Here is a 21040-nt window from a genome sequence, read left to right as displayed (position 1 = left end):
GCGGCAGCGTGGGAACACACGAGACCAGCACCCGCAGGTCGGCGATTCTGATGGCCGGAGCCGAACTTTTCGCGACCCGTGGGTTCCACGGTGTGTCGATCGAGGATCTCGGGCGCGCGGTGGGCACGACAGGGCCGGCCCTGTACCGCCACTTTCCCGGCAAGGATGCACTCCTGGCTGCGATACTGATCGACGTCAGCGAACGACTCCTCGCTGGGGCCGACGAACGGTTGCGCGGGTCCCCTGATCCCGACGATGCCCTCGACGCCCTGCTGGCGGGACACGTCGAGTTCGCGCTCACCGAGCCGGCCCTCATCACCGTGCACGATCGGGAGCTGGACAATGTTCCACCCGAGCAGCGGCGGATTGTGCGCCGCCTACAGCGCCAGTACGTGGAGTGTTGGGTCAGAGTGCTGGGGCAGTTGCGCCCGGACATTCCCGAGGGCCGGCTGCGCGCCAAGGCGCACGCGACCTTCGGACTCCTCAACTCGACGCCACACAGCGCCGGCGATCTGGCCCTCGCAGAGATGAGCACGCTGCTTCGATCCATGGGCCGCGCCGCACTCTTGGCCTAGACCCTGCCACTCCGCAGCAGGGGCCACGGTTTGTGCCAGGTGAAAACAATCGCCGAATACCGACCAACGTTTCGGTCGGCTGCCACAATGCTGGGGACATGGGTTTGCTTCCGGGCAGTGATTCGCGCGGATGTGACCGGAGACAGCGCCGCGCGGCCCAGTCTGGCGTCGGCTTTTCCCGGCCCCATGATCCCTGGACACCCCCAGTGGGCGAAACCGTTCGCAACTCCCCGGGAGGGGAGACGCTGTTGGGATGGGGCCACGCATGGAGACGTCCCGGCCTGGACATGAACAGGGTCGGAACCCACCACCATTACCGTTACAGGGGCAACTCAGCTCAGTGGGGGTTTGCTTTCGGCCATACTCGGGCAGTTCCGGCGTTGGACACCGGTGTCCAACAACGGGGGGTGAGGTCGATGTCGCGTCCGCGCATCGTGGTGGTAGGTGCGGGTTTTGCCGGGTTGAACTGTCTACGGCGACTGGAACGTCGAGTGCCGCGGGGCAGTGCCGAACTTGTCCTGGTGACGCCCCAGGACTACCAGCTCTACCAGCCACTCCTGCCCCAGGTTGCCTCTGGCCTCGTCACTCCGCAGTCCATCTCGGTGTCGCTGCACCGGCTCCTGCACCAGACCCGGATGGTTCCGGGCTTCGCGGTCGGGGTGGATGTGCAGGCGCGCGCGGTGCTGGTGCGTACGATCTCCGGCGCGCTCACTTCCGTTCGCTATGACCGATTGGTGCTCGCTCCGGGCAGCCGTACGCGCCAGTTCCCCATCCCCGGTTTGACGGAGCATGCCGTCGGCAACAAGACACTCGCCGAAGCCGTGTACCTTCGGGACCACGTCCTCGCGCAACTCGAACTCGCCAATGCCAGTGACGACCCGGCCGAACGGGAAGAACGCTGCCGGTTCGTTGTCGTGGGCGGAGGATACACCGGCGTCGAGACCGCGGCCTCCCTGGAGCTGCTCTGTGAGGAGGGAATGCGTCGGTATCCCAGGCTTCGGGAGAGCGTCGACTGGCACCTGGTTGACGTCGCGGACCGGCTGATGCCGGAGTTGGGGCAGAATCTCGGTGATGACGCGTTGAATCTGCTGCGTAGCCGGGGTATCCGAGTGTCCCTCGGGGTTAGTGTTCGCGAAGTCAGCGCGGACAAGGTCACACTCACCGATGGCCGGGTCCTCCCGAGTCGGACCCTGATCTGGGCTGCGGGGACCGAGCCCAGTCCGCTGATGGCTGCGACCGGCCTGCCCACCCAGAAGGGAAAACTCACGGTGGGCTCGGACCTGGCCACACCCAGCCATCCGGAGGTCTTCGCGTTGGGGGACTCGGCGGCAGTCCCCGATATGAGCTCCGACGACGGTGCGCTGTGTCCACCGACCGCACAGGCAGCCAGCCGGCAGGGGCCCGTGGCGGCGGACAATGTCATCGCCTCGCTTCTGGGAAGGCCGACCCGCAGCTACCGGTACCGGGACCTGGGGCTCCTGGTTGATCTCAGTGGGCGTGACGCCGTCGCCAAGCCACTTGGGATCGATCTCACCGGTACGCCGGCACTCGCGTTGACCCGCGGCTACCACCTGTACGCGCTGGCGTCCGGGCCCGCCCGGGCCCGGGTGGCAGCGAACTGGGCGATCCGAACGGCTTTCGGGGGAGAGGTGTCTCGCCTCGGCTTCCTCAGCGGTTCCCGCGCAGCAATGGGTGTGGCAGAGGAAACGGAGTGTGTCCAGCCGGATGAGGCCCGGCGGCAGATCGAGCAGCTGTCGGCCACAGATCCGAATGGTTAGGGCCTGCCATGTGGAGTTTGGAGCGAGGCTGGGCCTGGACTGGGGCCGCTCGTCCCGCACCCTGCCCGCAGTCCCGTTTGCCGGGGTTGGGGCATTCCCCACTCCGTCCCCAAGCCGGCTCGCCGTCGTGTGGGGAAGCGCCCCCCGGGCGCGACGCCGCCGGCGGCAGGGACGGCGCTGACGGGTGGGCCGTTGTCGTCACTGGCATTCTGTCCCGGGGATGGTGGGGTGCGTTCCTCCGGCCTGCCCACGGGCTGTCCTTCACGTCTGGCGGCGCTGCCGCGCGCCATGGCCCAACGGGCCAGATGTACTGTCCCCTGGGGCTAGGTACGCGGGTCAGGTCCGGGTGCGGCCGTGTTCTGCGAGCAGCCACGGCCTGGTCCGAGCCCGTGCCCATACCTTTTCCTAGCTTTCTGAGTCCCCTGAAGGCTCGGGGCGACTGCGGTAGTAGAGCACTGCCACCACCGTGCCACCGGCAATCAACATGCACGCGGTCACCAGTGGCCACGGTCCCCACCGGTCCAGCGCCTCCCGCAGAAGACGGCGACTTTCCGAGTCTGGATCGGCAAGCACCACGAGAACGTACAGCGAGGCCACCAGGGTGACCAGCCCGTAGGTGACCCAGCGCCACACGCTGGATAGCCGCAGGCGCCGTTGCAGCACTCCGCCGGCCTCCACGATTCGGGTGACCCGCAGCACCCGCAGTCCGCTTACCATGAGAATGACCCGCAGGACCTGGATGGGGCCCAGTGCCAGAACCACCGCGGGTACCGTGACCACGGCCACTGTGAGCGTCCACTTGTGGTCCCGAATCCAGGAGAGTTTGTCCTCCGCGAGCAGGATGAGCAGGATCCATTCCGCCCACAGCACCACGCCGGAGATCCAGTTCCCCACAGCCCCGATCGCGGCCAGGTTTCCGCTTCCCCACATAGTCAACAGCATGGAGGGGACGGACACCAGGGCCGCGAGTACCACGGGTACGGCGAGGCGCTGCTCGAGCCGCGCCGCACGGTGGTTGGTCGTGGTCTCCATTCGTCCGGAATATACCTGGTGCTTTATGTTGTCGCAGCGCAGGGCTTCACTTGGTGCGGATCACGAACGTACGAGTCGTGCGATCACCTCGGAAACCGCATGCACCTTCGCTCGGCTCCGGCCTCACCCTGTGCGGTGGCGTGGGCGGCATGGTGTTCGGGGTGCTTCCCCTTGGTCTCGCCGTAGCTATCGGCAGCCGGGCTCGTGTCCGGTGCGGCGGGTGCCCCAGCATGCATTCCAAAATACCCTGTGGAGGTATATTGCGGATTCACGTGGCGTCTACTGGGACGTATAGCGAAGACACGTGGGTTCCTGGAGTCATCTGACCAGAGTCGGCCAGGGGCAGGTATCCGCCCATCGTGGAACAGGAAGAGTCACGTGCGCGGCTGGGGTTCCCTTTCTTGGAGTGGCTTCTGTGCAGGTCGTGTGGCCGTGGTGTCCTGATCTGCATCACTCCGTATCGACCATCGTGAAAACTGTGCCCCAACTGCTCGGATTTCCCGGGCTGCACGTGGTTGCGGAGATCGCAGAGATCCCGTTTACAGCGAGCGTATGCCTCGTGCTAAGGTCCACAACGTCGCCCTGAACCGCGATACCTGGGGATCGAGCGGTCCTCTGTGCCGGTGGCACCGATGTCACCACAGTCGTGCACGTCGATTCACGCTCCTGGTTCGTACCGAGGTGTTTTGCGGTGGGGTTCGGTCGTGGATCGTGGTGAGTTTCCCCCTCGGCTGGCACGGAAGAATGCCGCCTCTCCGGATTCGTTGGGCCCGAATGTGACCGGGCCTCTGCATGTGGTACTTCCTGTCAAGGAGAAACTTTAATGATGTCCAACAATGTGGCGCAGGCGACGTGGTTCACGCGGCCGATCGTCACCAAGTCCTGTGCGGCCGTGTTCGCGACCGGGATGTTCGTGGCTCTGGGCGCCGCCCCTCTCAGTGCCGATGACGGTGCTCCGGCCCGGGCTACCGCGGTGCACATCGAGCTTCCTGCGGGTGGGTTTGTTGCGGAGGCCTACAGCGGGTCTATCGGGATGGCTACCTCCAACAACGAGGGCCTCAACCAGTGGGACGGGGAAAGCGATCCCGACGGGGCACTGGAGTTCCACGACGGCGTGGCAGTTGGACAGGCCGGTGCCAGCCATTTCGAGGAAAGCAGTGTCAATCCTGAGTACGGCAGCGCCAGTGCGCTCGCAAACTTGAATCTGGTGCTCCCCGAGGGAGTGGCTCCCGGTGCAGTTTCCCCCGAGCCGACCGGGGATTTCTACGGGTACGCGGTCGCTGTATTCGCGGGTGCCAGTGCCGAGATCGATATGGACGGAAACATTTCGGCCGAATATGACGACACCGTCAACACCGACCTGACTTTCTACGGAAACGAAATCAATCCGGGCGAATCCATTGAGTTCTCCTTGGACGGCGATGAGGCTGACTTCGGAGCGGACGTCGGCGCGGTCGACTTCCTGGTGGAAAGCACTGTGGTGGAAGAGACCGGGGAGGCTCGCGCGCACGCCCGCATCGACGTTTCGATGAGCGGTACCGCCTACGACACCGAGGGTGACGTCCTATATGAGGGCGACTTTGCCAATCTCACCCTCGCCGAAAGCACCGTTGATCTGACCGGTGAGCCCGGTGACGGCGGCGGTGACGGTGACGGTGACGGCGGCGGTGACGGTGACGGCGGCGGTGACGGTGACGGTGACGGCGGCGGTGACGGTGACGGTGACGGCGGCGGTGACGGCGGCGGTGACGGTGACGGCGGTAGGTCGGCCAGTCCCCCCAGGCGTGCCTGGGGACTCCCGGAGCCCCGGCCAGCCCCACCCACGGCCGGGGCTCCCACGCGTTGCACCTTGAATCAGATGTCCGCGGGTCGGACGATAAGAACATGAGTGAGACCGAGGGTGGCGCTACCCAATCAGACAGTGATCTTCTGGCCGAGATTCGGGAGTTGGTCACTGAAGAGCGGGCGTTGCGCGAGCGGCCCGAGCATCGTCTGACCCCGGATGAGCGCCGTCGAATGCGCACTCTGGAAGAGTCCCTGGACCAGTGCTGGGATCTGCTGCGGCAGCGTCGCGCCCATGCCGAATACGGCGAGGATCCACGGCAGGCACACCCGCGACCGGTGTCCGAAGTAGAGAACTACCAGCAGTAGCCTGGCGTGTCCGGCCTGCCGGCGCGTGCTCTCCCGCAACTGGGTGGTGGCGACCGAGAACACGCGCCGGAGGCGAATCAACGCAGCACGGAACGCCCCTGTGCGATCGGCAGCGTGATCGACGCAGCGTTGGTGTCCACGGTCACATCCGTGCCCGGGGGATATCTCAGCGTGAAGTCGTGATCGGTGGACAGCAGGACAACCCCGATCCGGTGTCCCTCCTGGAACACATAGTCCTGGGTGTTGAGTTGCCAGGAGTACCGGTACATCCGGTCGCTGACCACCGGCTGCCCCCGTTCCAGGGAGGTTCGGTTACGCGCGTCCAGCGATCCGCGTGTCACAATGTGCTGCTCGCTCGTCTCGGTGACCGGATAACTGCGGATGGTACATCCAGGATCGGCTGGAACCCCGTCGCCAAAGCACACCTCCTCGTCCGGGTCGTACTCCACGGCGCCGGTGGCCCGGGTGTCGGTGCCGTAGTCCACCAGAAGGGCTGTCAGGTAGGGCGAAGGACCGTTCATGGCCGCGCGCAGGGACACCTCGGGCGTGCCGCTTATTCGGACATCCTCGGACAGTTCCTCGGACAGATACACCAGGGCGTGATCGCCGGAACTGGATTCCGGCGCGGCGGCCAGCTCGTCCGCGGTCACCGTGCGTCCCTCATCCGTGAACGACTCCTGTGGTCCGCGCCCCGGTCCGGGCTGTGGCGTCAAGCCCCCCGTGGCGGTGTCCGCGTTCGGAGAGGCTCCATTCAGGTGCATCCGTACCGGCTGGGTTGTGGCGACTGGCCAGGTCTCGTGGGTCGTCCAGCCCAGATCGGCGTTCTGCACGTCCACAGGGGGATGGTCCATGATCCCGGTGTCCAGGTCGTAAAGCCAGTGGTCGAACCACGCGTGGAGCTGGTCCAGCCACTCCTCGATCCGCAGGTTGAACGGGTTGACGTGCCCGGCCTGGTACAACCACAGCTTGCGTGGCACCTCGTGTTCGCCGAGTTTCTGCCACAGACGCAGCGCCTGGTCCGCGTTGACATTCCAGTCGGTCAGGCCGTGGGCGAGAAACACGCTGGCCGAGATCTCGGAGACGTCGTTGCGGTAATTGCGCTCGTCCCAGAAGTCCGTGTAGTCGCCGGTGTGCCGGGCCTGGTCGGTGGTGATGCTCTCCAGAACGGGCTCGCAGATCTCGTCATCGTCCCGCGTGTACACGGCCTCGGCCAGCACGTCCGCGTCCTCGCCCTGGAACCCGGCGGGCGCCCGCACAGCGCCGTTCTCGCGAAAGTACTCGTACCACGACGAGATCGCGCCCTGGGGGACGATGGTGCGTAGCCCTTCGACACCGGTGGTCGCGGCCGCGATGGACAGTGTCCCGTTGTAGGAGATACCGGTCATCGCCGCGTTGCCGGTGGACCAGTCCGTAGCGGTCACCTTGTTACCCTCGGGATCTGTGCCGGTGGTGCGGCCGTTGAGCCAGTCCACGGCCGCGCGCACTCCCGCGGTCTCGTTCGGTCCACCAGAGGTGGGACAGCCGGTCGCATCGTTGGATCCCAGGCTGTCCAGCTGCGCGACGGCGTAGCCGCGGGGCAGGAAATAGTTGTCGTAGTAACCGCTCAGGTGATTCGGCTCGTCCCGGGCTGTGATGGACGCAGTCCGGTCGTGATCGTCGGGGATGAGCTTGGGGCGAGGGCCAGTCGGAGGCACCGTTCCCGCGTCCTCGTCGTCACGGTCGACATCGTAGAAGTCGAGGGGATTGAGACCGGCCCAGTAGGGGCTGGGCTCGATGATGGTTGCTACCTGGAGTCCGTGTTCGGTCTCGCCGGGGCGCAGGACACGAAGACGCACCGTGTCCGGGTTGCCATCACCGTCGCTGTCCACATCGGTCTCGATATCGACTTCCTGGTACACGGCGTCGGCGTAGTCAAATACGGGCTGGGTGCGTTCGTCGGTGACCGTCAGTTCCGGGGTGTCGCCCCGGGCTGGCGCCATCAAAACCGTTCCCATGAGTACGGTCGCGGTGGTCACACTGGCGATCCGCCCGATCGGGCGGTGGGGAGATCGCATGTGCTCTGTTCCCTCGGGGTCGTTGGGCAGGGCTGGCGTCATCCCAAGCCGCTAAGGTCACGATTCGGGCGCGGATCAGTCGCGAGTAGGTGTCATTCCGGATGGGGGAGTCCGGTATCGGGGGGTGGATCGTCAGAGCCGGCCGCTAGAGTGCCAAGGGTGATGCACAGAGACATAGGTACTACGGCTGGTGGGAACGCGAGCCTCCAGCAGGTCGAACACATCGTCTGGGACTGGAACGGCACCCTGCTGGATGACAACCACGCCAATATGGCTGCGCTCAACCAGGTCTGCATCGAGTTCGGCCTGCCCACGGTCAGTCTGGAGTACTGGCGCACAGTCTTCCGTCGGCCCCTGCGGGAGTGCTACACCGAGCTGCTCGGGCACGAACCCAGCGATGCGGAATGGGAGAAGGTGCAGGTCATCTACGATGCCGAGTATCTGCGGCATCTTCCGGACTGTGGACTGGTGCCGGAGGCGCCCCGAGCCCTGAAGCAGTGGAGCGGCGACGGCGGATCGCAGTCCCTGCTATCCATGGCCAGCCACGAGCACCTGGAGCCACTGGTGGGCCAGCGTGGGCTCACACCACACTTCACCAGGGTGGACGGGCGACGGTTCGACAGTCCCCACGACTCCAAAGCAGAACACCTGGTGCATCATCTACGGGGCCAGGAGCAGGATCCGTCGCGCGTCGTCCTGATCGGCGACATCGACGACGATGCCCATGCTGCCAGCGCTGCCGGGGCGCAGGCGGTACTCGTGGCCCGGGGGCTCATGGCTCGTGAGCGCTTGGCCGCGACCGGCCACCCAGTCGTGGACTCTGTCGCCGAAGCTGTGGATTTCCTGCGCCGGTTGTCCTGGGGGACGTAGCCTCACGCCGGGTGGCCGAAACAGCCACCCGGCGTGGCGACGAGAAGATCCGCTGGATCAGCCCAGCTGAACCTTGCGGGCCTCCTCGAACCGCCGCTGCACGTCGGCCCAGTTCACGACGTTCCACCACGCCTGGACGTAGTCGCCCTTGACGTTCTGGTAGTCGAGGTAGAACGCGTGCTCCCACATGTCCAGCATCAGCAGCGGGTACAGCCCAACCGACAGGTTGTTCTGGTGGTCGTACAGCTGATGCACGTTCAGCCGCTGGCCGAGGGTGTCCCAGGCGAGGATCGCCCACCCGGAGCCCTGGATGCTGGTCGCGACCGCGGAGAAGTGCGCCCGGAACGCGTCGAAGGAGCCGAAGAAGTTGTCGATCGCGGCAGCGAGCTCGCCCTGGGGCTTGTCCCCGCCGTCGGGCGACATGTTCGGCCAGAACACCGAGTGGTTGACGTGCCCGGCCAGGTGGAACGCAAGGTCCTTCTCCAGCTTGGTGACCGTGCCCAGGCTGTTCTTCTCCCGTGCCTCCGCGAGCTGCTCCAGCGCGTCGTTGGCACCCTTCACGTAGGTGGCGTGGTGCTTATCGTGGTGCAGCTCCATGATCTTGCCGGAGATGTGCGGCTCCAGCGCACCGTAGTCGTACGGCAGGTCAGGAAGCGAATAGGGCGCGGACATCTTCGCACCTTCCGATTCTGGTCGTGTTTGTGGTGAGAGACGTGTGACTTCACGCTCAGGAAGAAAATTATCAGCCAGGTCACCCGCAGTGGCGTGTTGCCATCCTGACAGCCACCGCGGGGAATACTCGTCCCCGCCGGACGGTTGTCCGCCGAGCGTGGTCCGTTCGTGGCCGCTCCCCGGGTACCGATGGGCCGGGAATCTCCCGGCCAGTCTGCCCAACGCCGCAGCGGTCACGCATCGGTGGATCAGGGGACGAACAGGGTGAGGGTCTCCGCGACCAGGGCGGGCCGCTCCTGCCCCTCGATCTCCACCGTGTGCTGCATCGTGGCGAGGATGCCACGTTCGGTCTGCTGCGCGCTCGTCAGGACCACGTTGTCCCGAACTCGGGAACCGACGGTGACCGGCTGGAGAAACCGCACCTTGTTCAGGCCGTAGTTGATGCCCATGCTGGGAGCCTTCTCCAGGTGATAGACCTCCGCGGCGAGCGCCGGAAGCAACGAGAGCGTCAGAAAGCCGTGCGCGATCGTCGTGCCGAAGGGCCCCTCCGCGGCGCGCTCCCGGTCGACATGGATCCACTGGTGATCTTCGGTGGCATTGGCGAAGGTGTCGATCCGGTCCTGGGCCACCTCCACCCACTCACTGTGTCCCAGCGTCTCGCCCGTGGCATCCAGGAGGGCGGTCACGTCCTCGAAACTGCGCATGCGTATGTCCTCGCTACTGCTCGGTCAGTCTGGTGATTCGTTCCTGGGGAAGCCCCAGGAACCGGGAGATGTCCGCAGGGCTCAACCCGGCGTCGGTGAGCCGGGCGACCGCCTCGCGGGCCTTGGCCGCGGCGACCCGTTGGGCCTCCTCGGCTTCGTGTACCGTGCGTCGCGCCTCCAAGGCGAGCTGGTCGAGCTCGTCACTGACGCGCGGCACAAGATCCACGTGAATGGAACCTTCGCTCACCCCCAGGCTTGAGGCGATGTGTTCGCGGGCCCGGGATTCGGCGTCGATCAGGGTCGGTGACCAGGTCAGACCCAGACCCTCGACTCGAAGCTCCCAGGCGTTCTGCCACTTGCGGGCGTGAACCTCGTACAGTGCCACCAGCTGGTGCGGGTCCTTCCGTACACGAGAGCGGGGCAGGAATCCGGTTGGATCCTGCCGATCCCTGATCTTCCAGCACAAGAGGCACACGGGGCAAGGCAGCAGCACACGCCCACCCTGCGGGGTGGGATTGAGGTGGCCCAGGCATCCGGAGGCGGCTCCAGACGATGGGGCCGGGAACAAGGAATGGGGCCTGGCGGCGATCCTCCCGCAACTTCATCCACCACGGCTTACTGCACGCCAGCTGGCGTGCGAGGCACACGGCACGGGCCCCGTCTCCACCGCACAGCCCTGGGCTAGCCGTGCAGGACGGTCGAGGTGACCGTGTGCTCGCGCAGCACGGCCTCGTTGACCGTATGACCGAGACCCGCTTCGGTCAGGGGAACCGGGACGAGACCGTGGTGGGAACGAATCGGTGGATCCACCAGCCAGCGGCCGCGTCGTTCCGTGGGCAGCGGGATGTCGCTGGGCAGAGTGATCCCGGGCAGCGATGCCAACGCGGTCTGGGCAGCCAGGCCGGGACCCGCCATCCCGTCCGCGCCACACCAGACCTGCCACCCCGCATCCACAGCCCGATCGTGGGCGCGACGCGCCTGAGTCAGGCCTCCCAACCGCGCCGGGTGCAGCTGTAGTGCCCGCACGGCTCGGGCGGCGATGGCGGCGTCCAGCGTCGCCAGGGAATCCACGTCTCGGCCGAGGGCCAGGGGGGTCCTCAGTTCCCGCTGGAGACGTGCATGCGCCGCCAGGTCAGTCGCCGCGAACGGCTGTTCGATCGCCACCAACTCTAGGGAGTCCAAACCGTGTAGCGTCCGCAGGTCCTCGGCTGACTCCTGATACCGCCCACCGCAGGCCACCTGGAGGGCCAGATGGGGGTAGCTCTCCCGCAGGGCACGAATCGGTTCGAGGTCATGACCCGGGGCCACCTCGACCCGAAGGCGCCGAATGCCCCGTCCCACCTGCCGGTTGGCCGCACGGACCATCAACTCGGGGTCCGGCTGGATTCCCAAGGTCGCGCCGGCTGGGATTGCGGTGCGGTTCCCGCCGAGGCTGTGCGCGAGCGGGGTGGCGTGTTGCCGGCTCCACAGCACCCAGCAGGCGGTGTCCAGGCCCGCCTGTACCGTGGGTGCCCAGGGCAGATCGGTCCAGGCATGCTGTGCGTCGGTGGGCCGGGTCCAGGTGTGGGTGAGCAGCCGGGGCGCGTAGTCCGTGACCAACGAGTTCCAGATGTGATCCGGGACCTCGTCCTGGATGGGAATCTCACCCCAGCCGTCTCGACCTGCGGTGTCGCTGAGGCGCACCACGATCCGTTCCCGGACATCACCGCCCCGGGGGGACCCGGTTCCCGCACCTGCCAGCCGCGCCGGAAGCCGCAGCCGGTTGGCCTCGACGGTCGCGACGCGGCGCAGTGTCGCGGGCTCAGTGCGTGACACGCCGTTGGCCTCCTCATGGCACGGTTCCCGGGTGGGCACGGTCTCCCGATTCGAGGTTAACCGTGACCTGGGCACCTAACCACCGGTCCGTGCCCACCCGGGACGCACGTGTGCGTCGGGCCGCTCTGTCTGTTGCCGCGCTGAGTCAGCCGTCGTCAGCCGTCCAGTACTTCCGCGACGGTACGCGAAGCCAGTCCGTGCGCCTCGGCGACGGCCTTGTTGGTCAGCTCTCCGGCGAAGGTGTTCAGCCCCTGGGCCAGGGCCGCGTCATCGACGAGTGCCTGGTGCCAGCCCTTGTTCGCGAGCGCCAGCGTGTAGCGCAGTGTTTCCTTCGTCAGTGCGTGGGTAGAGGTGTTGGGCACCGACCCGGGCATGTTGGCCACGCAGTAGAAGACCGAGTCGTGCACCCGAAACGTGGGCTCGGCGTGGGTGGTGGGCCGGCTGTCCTCGAAGCAGCCGCCCTGGTCCACAGAAATGTCGACCAGCACGCATCCAGGCTTCATTCGGGAAACCTGCTCGTTGCTGATGAGGCTGGGTGCCTTGGCTCCGGGGATCAGTACCGCCCCGATCACCAGGTCCGACTCCAGGGCGGCCCGTTCCACCTCGAAAGAGTTGGAGACCACGGTCTGGACGCGGCCGTTGAACACGGCATCGGCGTGGCGCAGCTTCGCCACGTTCAGGTCGAGCAGGGTGACATCTGCTCCCATACCCGCAGCGATCTGGGTGGCGTTGAGCCCCGCTACGCCGGCGCCCAGTACGGTCACCCGGGCGGGACGTACTCCGGGGACGCCTCCCATCAGTACCCCGCGTCCACCATTGACCCGCATGAGCGTGTAGGCACCCATCTGCGGCGCCAGCCGCCCCGCCACCTCGGACATGGGAGCCAATAGTGGCAGCGAGCCGTCCGCAAGCTGTACCGTCTCGTAGGCGATGCCGGTGACAGAGCGATCCACCAGGGCCCGCGTGCACTCGGCGGAGGCCGCCAGATGCAGGTAGGTGAACAGGGTTTGGCCGGGCTGCATGCGGTGGTATTCCTCGGGGACCGGCTCCTTGACCTTCAGGACAAGCTCGGAGTGGCCCCAGGCTTCATCCGCGGAGTCGACGATGCGGGCTCCCGCCGCGGTGTACTCCTCGTTCGAGATCTGGGAGCCAGAACCCGCATCGCGTTCGATCAGGACCTCGTGGCCGTGTGCCACGAGTTCGTGGACCCCGGCCGGTGTGATCGCCACCCGATACTCGTGGTTCTTCACCTCACGGGGGATGCCGACGCGCACAGTTCCTCCTTCGGGCGTTGCCGGCCGGTGGCGAGGCAACGCGACGTTGTATCGTCATTGACACCTCCTTCCACTGTGGCCTCGGACAGTGCCGGCTGCTACCAGCAACATGGAAGCCAGTTACCGATATTGGTTACATGTTGGAAAGCTCGTCGTAGAGGCGTTGTCCGGAGACCCAGGTGCCGACCACCCGCCCCTGGAGCTGTCGAGTGGCATAGAGCGACCCTGCGTCGTGCGGTACCCGGTAGTGCTCCTCGGGCGCGAACGCGACCAGATCCGCGTTGTAGCCCGGGGCGATCCGCCCGGTTCGGTGCCCCAGCCCGATCAGTTGGGCGGGATATCGGGCGGTCCAGCGCTCCAGTGCCGCCAATCCCTGGCCGCGGCGCCGCGCCGCGGTCCACAGTGCCGACAGGGACCATTCCACGGTGTGCAGGCCGGTCGCGGGACGATGCCCCGAACCGACACTGCTGAGCCCCGGTAGGGGAGTCCGGGGGGTCGGGCCCGAACGGCCACGGGTGCTTTCCGGTTTGTTTGCCTCGAGGAGTGCGCTCCACAGAGCCTGGCGGTTCGCGTTGGACCGTAGGGGAGGCCGGCACCCGAGCGCGTGGCCGCCATCGGGAATCTGCTCAGCCGGCAGGCACAGGTAGTGGGGATTGGTCTGGGCACTCAGGCGTAGCCCCAGCGCCCGGCTCGCTTCCAGCAGTGCGGCGCACTCCGCAGCCGTGAACGGGGTGAGGTGTACCCGAGCTCCCGTGACCCGTGCTCCCGCGATCACACGTTCCACGCCACGACGCTCCGCCCGGGGTGGACGTTCCCCGGGGCCCGGGCCTCCGGTACATTCCTCCTTGTCCTCGGCGTGGACCAGAAACGGGAGATCGAGTGCCGCCGTTTCGGCCATCGCCTTGTGCAGCTGTGCGTCGTCGAGGCAGTCCAGGTCGGGAGCGCCCCCGTCCGCCAGGGAGCCATACATGCCGAGGACGCCGCCTGCCCGCAGCTCGGCCAGGTCCGCGGGCGAACTGGTTGGAGCGACACCGCCCAGATGCCACACGTTCACCTGCGCGGACCGAGACGCCGCGTGCTGATGCGTAGCGAGGGCGGCGGGCTCGACTATCGCGGGTTCGGCCGGAGCCGGAGCAACCACCACTGTCGTGACGCCGCCACGAACCGCCGCTGCCCCAAGCTCAGCATAGGTCCGTTCCAGCTCGGAGGCCGGGCCACCGGCCCGCACGTCCAGATCCACCAGCCCCGGCAACAGGGCCGTGTCCTGGAGGTCGAGATCGACCTCACCTCCGAGCCCCCTGGCGTGACCGTCGATGACGCTGACGTCCGAGATCTGACCATCGCAGATCGTAACCACGGCCGGCACCACCCCCTGAGGGGTCGCCACCCGCTGTGAGCGCACAGTGTAGGGCCGCATCGGTTGTCACTCCCTTCCCTGCGGGTACGCCTGCCTGTCACGCACGTGAGCGCTCGGCGAACCTTCGGAGAACACCCCGTTCAGCTGCGGTGCGCAGCCCGTGCGTCCACGTGATGTCCCGCTATTGTCGGCACCGCCGGACCATCGAGGTGGCCGAATCGCCGAATCCACCCGACTGGTCCAGCCCGCTACGTTCCAGCGGCCCCGAGGCCGCTCCGGTCTCCGGATCCCCGCCTCGGGTCGCCGGGGCCGCCTGCCGTCCCTACCGGCCGCTCGGAGGTTGTCCGTGATCCCACGTCTTCTGCGCGACGCGACGCGTGTCCGTGGAGATGATCCCGCCCTCGTGGCGCACATCGGCCTGACCACGCCACCGCGGCTACGCCGTCGACACATTCGTGCCTACGACCGTGTGGTGGACCTGGACCGCGGCGGGGATGTGCAGAGCCTCGATCTGGAGCAGGCATCGTTCGTGCTGTTGATCCTGGCGAGCCCCACCGATCTGCGGCGACTGGTCTCCCTGGCCGACCGGCTTCCACTGGCCCCGCACGTGCTACTCGCGTTCACCTCCGTTCCGGCCCACTGGGGGCCGCCACTTCCGGCTCACCCTGGACAAGGGCAGTGGAACCACCTGGAGGATATGCAGCTGCGTCGGCATCCGGGCGGGGCCTGGTCCCTGGAGGTGTTCTTCTTGGAGCCCGTCGCCACAGGGAGCATCGTTTCCGGTGTAGCACGGGCCCTCGGCGGAGCACGGCGCCACGAGGCCCCCAACCCGCTCGTGGCTCTTGCGGCCGAACCGCAGCAGTTGGCGGAGGCCACGCGGTGGCGTCCAGGCGACCCGGGGTGCCGAGTTTCGACCTACGACGGGCCGGTCCCCACCCTTCGGGTCACGCCCGCCGCGGACATGGTGCTGCGACACCACCGCGACGCAACGTCCGACCGGCCCGAATGGACCGACGATCGTGTCCGGGTGGTCGAGCGGGTGGATCCTCGATCTCGCGCGGCGGCGTCGGGTGTCCCTGTTACGGAGCTACCGCCCGTGGACGAGCGAACCGTCAATCCCGTCGGTTTTCTCCGGTCTCCGCGAACCGGAACCGCCCCCGCCCGTATGGCCTGCCTCCGGCGGGGGCAGGACGGATGGGCCATCGTTCAGGCGGGCCGGCCCCTGGTGCGGATACCGGAATGCGGCACCGTGACCGATGTCGACCTCACGCGACTGCGCCAGACACGGGGCGTGGACATTGACTGGGGTGTGGAGCCCAGCCCCGTGACCGCTCCCCGCGCCGTGGCCCATCTCGCCGCGGCCGGGGTTCCCCTGGTCAGCACGGAAGTTCCGGTGTGGGCCTCGGGCCTGGGGGACGACCTGCCCCCACTGCTCGGCTCGCGCAGCGCCGCAGAGCTGCGCGACGACCACCTGCGGGAGGAACACAGCGTGCTGCTACGCCGGGCAGCACTGCGCACCCACGGCAGCCGAGCATGGTGGCGCCGGATCGGTAGCGGCATGGGAGCCCCGCAGCCACCGCAGCCCACGATCTCGGTGATCCTGTGCACCCGGCGCCCGGAGATGGTCGAGTTCGCTCTCAACCAGGTGTGCCGACAACGCCGGGTCACCATGGAGGTGCTGCTCACCCTGCACGGTTTCTCCGCCGAACAGGCGGGTCTGGCCCCCGTACTGGCACAGGCCCGGAACCGGCTCCAGGACCACGGTCACCAGCTCATCACAACCGAAGCTGCGGGAAACCAGCTCTACGGCCAGGTACTCAACACCGCCCTGGAGCGCAGCAGTGGCGCACTGGTGGCCAAGATGGATGACGACGACTGGTACGGGCCGGAGCATCTGGCCGATCTGCTTCTGGCCAAGGACTACTCTGGCGCCGACATCGCGGGTTCCGGACAGGAATACACCTACCTCGAGGAACTCGATATCACCGTGCGGCGCGGAACCGTGACCGAACGAGCCTGGCAGTACGTGGCCGGCGGGGCGTTCCTGGCGGATCGGACTGTCCTAACCGAGGTCGGCGGTTTTCGGCCGTTGCCTCGCGCCATCGACACCCAGCTGTTCACCGCGGTGACCAAGAACGGTGGCCGGATCTACCGCACCCACGGCCTGGGATACGTGCTGCGACGCAAAGCCTCGGGGCACACCTGGTCCGAGGGAGTGGGGTACTTCCTGACCCGCACCACCGGACAGTGGCCGGGCTGGCGCCCGAGTGCCCTGCTGGAGCCGGACCCCGGTGATCGACCAATCCCCGAGTTGACAGGAGCGGTGCGTTGACCCTGACCGAACGTGTCCCAGCCACCACCGGAAGCCAGCAACCGCACCGTGACCCGGCCCGTCCTCTGCTGCGACGCAACGACTACTCCGCGCTGCGCCCGCCCGAACTCGGGACGTGGGAGCCCACACTCGACGTCAGTGTGGTGATCCCGGCACGCGGCTGCCAACACAAGCTCGATCTCACCCTCGCGGCACTGGCCGCACAGACCTACCCGGCCCACCTGATGCAGGTGATCGTGGTCGACGACGGCGCCGACGGGAGTTCTGCTCCGCTGCACCTGCCCGAGATCCGACCAGAGCGGACCGTACTGCTGCCCGCGGGATCCGGCTGGGGATCCGCACACGCCGTCAACACCGGGGTGGCGGCCGCGGAGGGAACCGTGCTGCTGCGCCTGGACGCGGACATGCTCACCTACCACGATCATGTCGAGTCGCAGCTGCGGTGGCACCACCTGGCCGACTACGTGGCTGTTCTGGGACACAAGCGTTTCGTTGAGCCGGGCCAGCTCGATCCGGAACACGTGTATGACCGAGTGCGGCGTGGCGAGGCCAGCCAGCTATTCGACCAGCAGCAGGCCGAGGCGCACTGGGTGGAACGCTACAGCAACGCTCGCGATCAGCTACGCACCGCCGGACACATGGCCTATCACGTGTTCGTCGGCGCCACCGGCTCGCTGCGTCGCGCGCTGTTCGACGCGGCCGGCGGTATGGACCCCGCCATGGTCCTCGGAGGCGACACCGAGTTCGCCTACCGAGTCGGCCAAACCGGAGCCGTGTTCGTCCCGGACCCGGACTCCTCCAGTTGGCACCTCGGGCGGTCCCAGATGCAGTCGCGCCGAGACGAGGGAACGGCTGTGCGCCACCCCTACGTCGCCAACCGCGTGCCGTTGCTGGAGAGCCGTCGCCGAACCCGTGGACGGCAGTGGGAGGTGCCCTACGTGGACATCCTGCTGGACGTGACCGGCCTGAGTACCGGAATGGTGAGCGCGGCCGACGTGCGCCCCACGGTGGAGGCCCTCCTGGATGGTGACCTCACCGATGTGCGCATCACCCTGGTCGGGGACTTCTCGGAACTCGGAAGCGAACGACGCGCCCCACTGGACGAGCCGTTGCGGGAGGTTCGACTCGTACACGAGACCTTCCGTGCGGAGAGCCGGGTGCGCTTTCACACGGCGGATCCCGATCCGCAGGTAACCTTTCGGCTGTTCTGGCCCGCCACGCTGCGCCCCAGCCGAAGTGCCGTTCGGATCCTCACTGAGGAAGCCAACCGGCAGGGGGCGGGGCTGCTGTGCGTCACCGGGGCCGGGGCCACCCCGCGTCTGGAGCGGACCGCCGCCTTCGCGCGCGCGGCGCACCTGGCCGGTCGTCGTCGCGGTGATCCCGCCGACCCGGAGCTGGACGCCCTGGTGGCCGACGTCTACGGGTTGTACTGGATGCACGGAACCGAGGGAAGCCAGGGGCGCGTCTTCACCGAAACCGGCGACGACGCGCACGAGTCTGAGGAACCCCCCGCGGACTGGCGTACCCGTCTGGACACGGCCACCCGGCGGGCCGAACGGGAAAAACAGCGCGCGGACCGCCTGGAACGCCGCATTCGATGGGCGACGCGGACCCATCCGCGCCGCCTCCTGCGGCGGCTCTTCCTCTGGCGAAACGGCCGGTGAGATCCACCCCTCTTCGACACACTGTAGTAGTTCGTTACCCTGGAGCGCGGTGGCTACCGCGCTGGCACTCGCCCCGGCCACGGAGCACGGGGCGGGTTCACTCGTCGTAACGTCGCCCCGGGGCGTTCGACGTGTCCACCGGTGCGGTGCTCGCCGCGCTGGCGTCTCCTACCCACGAGGCAGCGTCAGCGTCCTCGGCAGAAACCCTCGACCGAACCGGAGCGCCGCGCGTGACCTCCACCACCAACTCAATGACCAGCCAGGACATTGGGGCTATCGTGCGGATCGCCCTTGTGTCTCTGGGTACCTGTTTCGGCGCCCTCATCCTCGCCCTGTACCTCGGGGGAGTACTGACCGCGGAACCGATCGCCGCCCTGCCGGATGCAGGCCCGGTAACCCAGTGGGGACTCCCGATCAGCAAACAGGTGCTCAACCTCGCGAGTGTGGCCACAGTCGGTCTGCTCCTGCTCGCGGTGTTTCTCCTGCCCTCGGACCGGGGGGTGCTCGCGCACCGCAGCGAGACCTACGTCCGGGCCGCGTCCTGGGCGGCCCTGGTCTGGATGCTGGCGGCAGTGGCAACCCTCGTCTTCCAGATGTCCGACCTCCAGGCCGTTCCCGTTCTTGACGTCCTCGGCGACCAGCTCACCAGCTACGCCAGCAGCGTCCCCCCGGGTGTGGCCCTGATGGTTGTCATCCTCGTGACCACGGCCATCGCTCTCCTGGCCCGCACCACCGGTTCCGCCGGGGGAGCCCTGGGGCTGCTGGCCCTCGCCCTGTTCGCGCTGATGCCGCCACCGTTGACCGGACACGCCTCCTCCTCACCGTTCCACGAGCTGGCGATCAGCGCCGTGGCCCTCCACGTCATCGCCATCGCACTGTGGGTCGGTGGGCTCGGAGCCCTCCTTTACCACGGGTTGCGCTGGCACGATGATGCCGAGGCTCACGTGCCCACGGCCGTGCAGCGTTATAGCCGTATGGCCCTGTGGGCCTATATTGGCGTGGGCGTGAGCGGCCTCGCCAGCGCTGCGAGCCGCCTGTACGGCGTGCAGGACCTGGTCAGTGGAAGCTATGGACTGTTGATCCTGGCCAAGGCCCTGTTGTTCGTACTTCTGGGATACCTGGGCTGGCTGCACCGCACGCGCACGGTTCCCGAGATCTCCAGCGGGCGTTCGGCTGCGTTTCTGCGGCTCGCCGCGGTCGAGGTCGCGGTGATGGCCGCGGTGTTGGGGTTGTCTGTGGCACTCACCCGGGTGGAGACACCCGAGCCTCCCGAGGCCTACACGGCCGACGCCATGCGCGCCGTTCTGGGCTTCCCCATGCCCCCGGAACCCACCTGGGAGACCATGCTCACCCTGTGGCGCCCGGACCTGTTCTTCGCCACTCTGGTCGTCGTGGCGGGCGGGCTCTACGCCGCCGGTGTAGTGCGCCTGTTCCGGCGCGGAGACCGCTGGCCCTGGGGCCGGACGATCTCCTGGTTTCTCGGCCTACTCACCATTGTTGCGGTGAAACTCACCGGGGTGGCCACCTACAGTGTGGTGCTGTTCAGCACACACATGATCCAGCACATGGTGCTGTCCATGCTGACCCCGATGCTGTTGGTGCTGGGCGGGCCGGCCACCCTTGCACTGCGGGCCCTGCGCCCGGCGCAACGCCGGGGCGACCGTGGCCCTCGGGAGTGGATCACGGTGCTGCTGCACAGCTCGGGTGCCTACTATCTCACCCATCCGCTGTTCGTGGTGCCCCTGTTCGTGCTCAGCACCTACGGGCTGTACTTCACCCCACTGTTCGGCGCCCTGATGCTCGACCATATCGGGCACATGGCGATGAGCGTGCACTTCCTACTCGTCGGCTATCTCTTCTACTGGATCATCATCGGGGTGGATCCCCTGCCCACACGGATGCCACATCTGATGCGGATCCTGGTGTTGCTGGTGACGATGGCGCTGCACGCGTTCTTCGGTGTTGCGATCATGAGCCTGGCCCAGCCGTTGGGGATGGAGTGGTACGGAATCTTCGCATCCGATATTCCGTGGCTGGACGACGATGGCGGAGTGCTGGAAGACCAACAGAGCGGGGGCGGTATCGCCTGGGGGCTGGGTGAGGTGCCGACCCTGTTCGTGATGCTGGCCCTGCTGTTCCAGTGGCGCAAGGACGAGGAGCGCAAGGAACGGCGACGGGAACGGCACAGCAAGCGTGGCGGTTCCGACGATGCCGACATGGACGCCTACAACGCCTACCTGGCCCGGCTGAACCGGCAGGCTGGACAGGACGGCCGCTGAGCGCGACTCGACCTGGTGGCTCGCACCCCACACGGGATGCGGGCCACGGTTGCGCAGTCACTGTTGGATGGAGGCACGGTGAACGGTCTTTCCGAGGTTCGGAACTCGAGTGTCCCTCTGCCCAGGTGGGTGCCGACTGTGCCGTGACGCCGGCGCAGGGGGACACAGCGCTGCCCGCACCAGGCTGCCCGCAGCAGTTCGGCCATGGTGTGTGCGGGTGAGGCCGGCTACGAACAGAGCACGTCAGGAGGCCGGGTGATCACCCGGCCTGGGAACCCGTGGGAGCCGTGCTGCCGAGGGAGGGCAACCCGCACCGACCGTTGTGGCCACCGGCGGCGTCGTGCCTGGGGCGCTCCCCCGAACCACGGCCAGCGTGCGGTAGGGGTGCCGTGGAGGTGTCACGCGTGCCGGACTGGCCTCGGGGCCGCTCCTGATCGTCCTGACCGGATCTGCCGATGCGGAGCCCAACGAAGGGCGCGCTCC

General features: G+C 67.3%; 16 protein-coding genes. 8 read left to right on the top strand and 8 right to left on the bottom strand.

Annotated elements, in window-relative coordinates; genetic code table 11:
- Positions 1–8: 8 nt before the first annotated feature.
- Both RIF23_RS04590 and RIF23_RS04585 read left to right on the top strand, forming a co-directional pair.
- On the top strand, positions 9–575 hold the full coding sequence (locus RIF23_RS04590; RefSeq protein ID WP_456085731.1) for an SACE_7040 family transcriptional regulator: 567 nt from the start codon (positions 9–11) through the stop codon (positions 573–575).
- A gap of 416 nt (positions 576–991) precedes the next feature.
- A complete protein-coding gene (locus RIF23_RS04585; RefSeq protein WP_310911040.1) occupies positions 992–2353 on the top strand; it encodes an NAD(P)/FAD-dependent oxidoreductase in 1362 nt (453 codons plus the stop codon).
- Between the two features lie 405 nt (positions 2354–2758).
- Here the strand turns inward: RIF23_RS04585 and RIF23_RS04580 are convergent, their stop codons facing one another.
- A complete protein-coding gene (locus RIF23_RS04580; RefSeq protein ID WP_310911039.1) occupies positions 2759–3385 on the bottom strand; it encodes a metal-sensitive transcriptional repressor family protein in 627 nt (208 codons plus the stop codon).
- An 823-nt stretch (positions 3386–4208) separates the two neighbouring features.
- Between RIF23_RS04580 and RIF23_RS04575 the strand changes: the two genes are divergently transcribed.
- Both RIF23_RS04575 and RIF23_RS04570 read left to right on the top strand, forming a co-directional pair.
- A complete protein-coding gene (locus tag RIF23_RS04575; protein WP_310911038.1) occupies positions 4209–5273 on the top strand; it encodes a hypothetical protein in 1065 nt (354 codons plus the stop codon).
- Positions 5270–5536: a DUF2630 family protein gene (locus tag RIF23_RS04570; RefSeq protein WP_310911037.1), complete on the top strand. Its 267-nt coding sequence runs from the start codon at positions 5270–5272 to the stop codon at positions 5534–5536. Before RIF23_RS04575 ends, RIF23_RS04570 begins: the two co-directional genes overlap by 4 nt.
- A gap of 77 nt (positions 5537–5613) precedes the next feature.
- Here RIF23_RS04570 and RIF23_RS04565 read toward each other — a convergent pair whose 3' ends face one another.
- Positions 5614–7590 carry a Xaa-Pro dipeptidyl-peptidase gene (locus RIF23_RS04565; protein WP_310911036.1) on the bottom strand — a complete coding sequence of 659 codons (1977 nt, stop codon included), beginning with the start codon at positions 7588–7590 and terminating at the stop codon, positions 5614–5616.
- A gap of 162 nt (positions 7591–7752) precedes the next feature.
- Here RIF23_RS04565 and RIF23_RS04560 point away from each other — a divergent pair, with 162 nt between their 5' ends.
- Positions 7753–8460 (top strand): HAD family hydrolase, encoded by a 708-nt coding sequence (locus tag RIF23_RS04560; protein WP_310911035.1) that lies wholly within the window; start codon positions 7753–7755, stop codon positions 8458–8460.
- 57 nt (positions 8461–8517) lie between these two features.
- Here the strand turns inward: RIF23_RS04560 and RIF23_RS04555 are convergent, their stop codons facing one another.
- From RIF23_RS04555 to RIF23_RS04530, 6 genes are all read right to left on the bottom strand, one after another.
- Complete coding sequence (locus RIF23_RS04555; RefSeq protein WP_310911034.1) at positions 8518–9132, bottom strand: superoxide dismutase; 615 nt, start codon at positions 9130–9132, stop codon at positions 8518–8520.
- Positions 9133–9380: 248 nt separating this feature from the next.
- Complete coding sequence (locus RIF23_RS04550) at positions 9381–9836, bottom strand: MaoC family dehydratase (protein ID WP_310911033.1); 456 nt, start codon at positions 9834–9836, stop codon at positions 9381–9383.
- A 13-nt stretch (positions 9837–9849) separates the two neighbouring features.
- Positions 9850–10221, bottom strand: a complete 372-nt coding sequence (locus tag RIF23_RS04545) for a hypothetical protein (RefSeq protein ID WP_310911032.1) — start codon at positions 10219–10221, stop codon at positions 9850–9852.
- Positions 10222–10517: 296 nt separating this feature from the next.
- On the bottom strand, positions 10518–11651 hold the full coding sequence (locus RIF23_RS04540; RefSeq protein WP_310911031.1) for an enolase C-terminal domain-like protein: 1134 nt from the start codon (positions 11649–11651) through the stop codon (positions 10518–10520).
- Positions 11652–11806: 155 nt separating this feature from the next.
- Positions 11807–12925, bottom strand: a complete 1119-nt coding sequence (ald, locus tag RIF23_RS04535) for an alanine dehydrogenase (RefSeq protein WP_310911030.1) — start codon at positions 12923–12925, stop codon at positions 11807–11809.
- Positions 12926–13058: 133 nt separating this feature from the next.
- Complete coding sequence (locus tag RIF23_RS04530) at positions 13059–14342, bottom strand: amidohydrolase family protein (RefSeq protein ID WP_310911029.1); 1284 nt, start codon at positions 14340–14342, stop codon at positions 13059–13061.
- Between the two features lie 286 nt (positions 14343–14628).
- On the opposite strand from RIF23_RS04530, the gene RIF23_RS04525 reads away from it, so the two are divergent.
- The 3 genes from RIF23_RS04525 (at position 14629) to RIF23_RS04515 (ending at position 20557) form a co-directional block, all read left to right on the top strand.
- On the top strand, positions 14629–16614 hold the full coding sequence (locus tag RIF23_RS04525) for a glycosyltransferase (protein WP_310911028.1): 1986 nt from the start codon (positions 14629–14631) through the stop codon (positions 16612–16614).
- Positions 16611–18278, top strand: coding sequence for a glycosyltransferase (locus RIF23_RS04520; RefSeq protein WP_310911027.1), 1668 nt, complete (start codon positions 16611–16613; stop codon positions 18276–18278). The genes RIF23_RS04525 and RIF23_RS04520 overlap by 4 nt, the downstream gene beginning before the upstream one ends.
- Before the next feature lie 251 nt (positions 18279–18529).
- Complete coding sequence (locus tag RIF23_RS04515; RefSeq protein WP_407659394.1) at positions 18530–20557, top strand: cytochrome c oxidase assembly protein; 2028 nt, start codon at positions 18530–18532, stop codon at positions 20555–20557.
- Positions 20558–21040 lie beyond the last annotated feature (483 nt).

The organism is Lipingzhangella rawalii (genome assembly GCF_031628175.1).
In the GTDB taxonomy this organism is placed as follows: Bacteria; Actinomycetota; Actinomycetes; order Streptosporangiales; family Streptosporangiaceae; genus Lipingzhangella_A; species Lipingzhangella_A rawalii.
The sequence above is the reverse complement of the archived record's forward strand: the minus strand, read 5'-3'. Positions and strand labels throughout refer to the sequence as shown.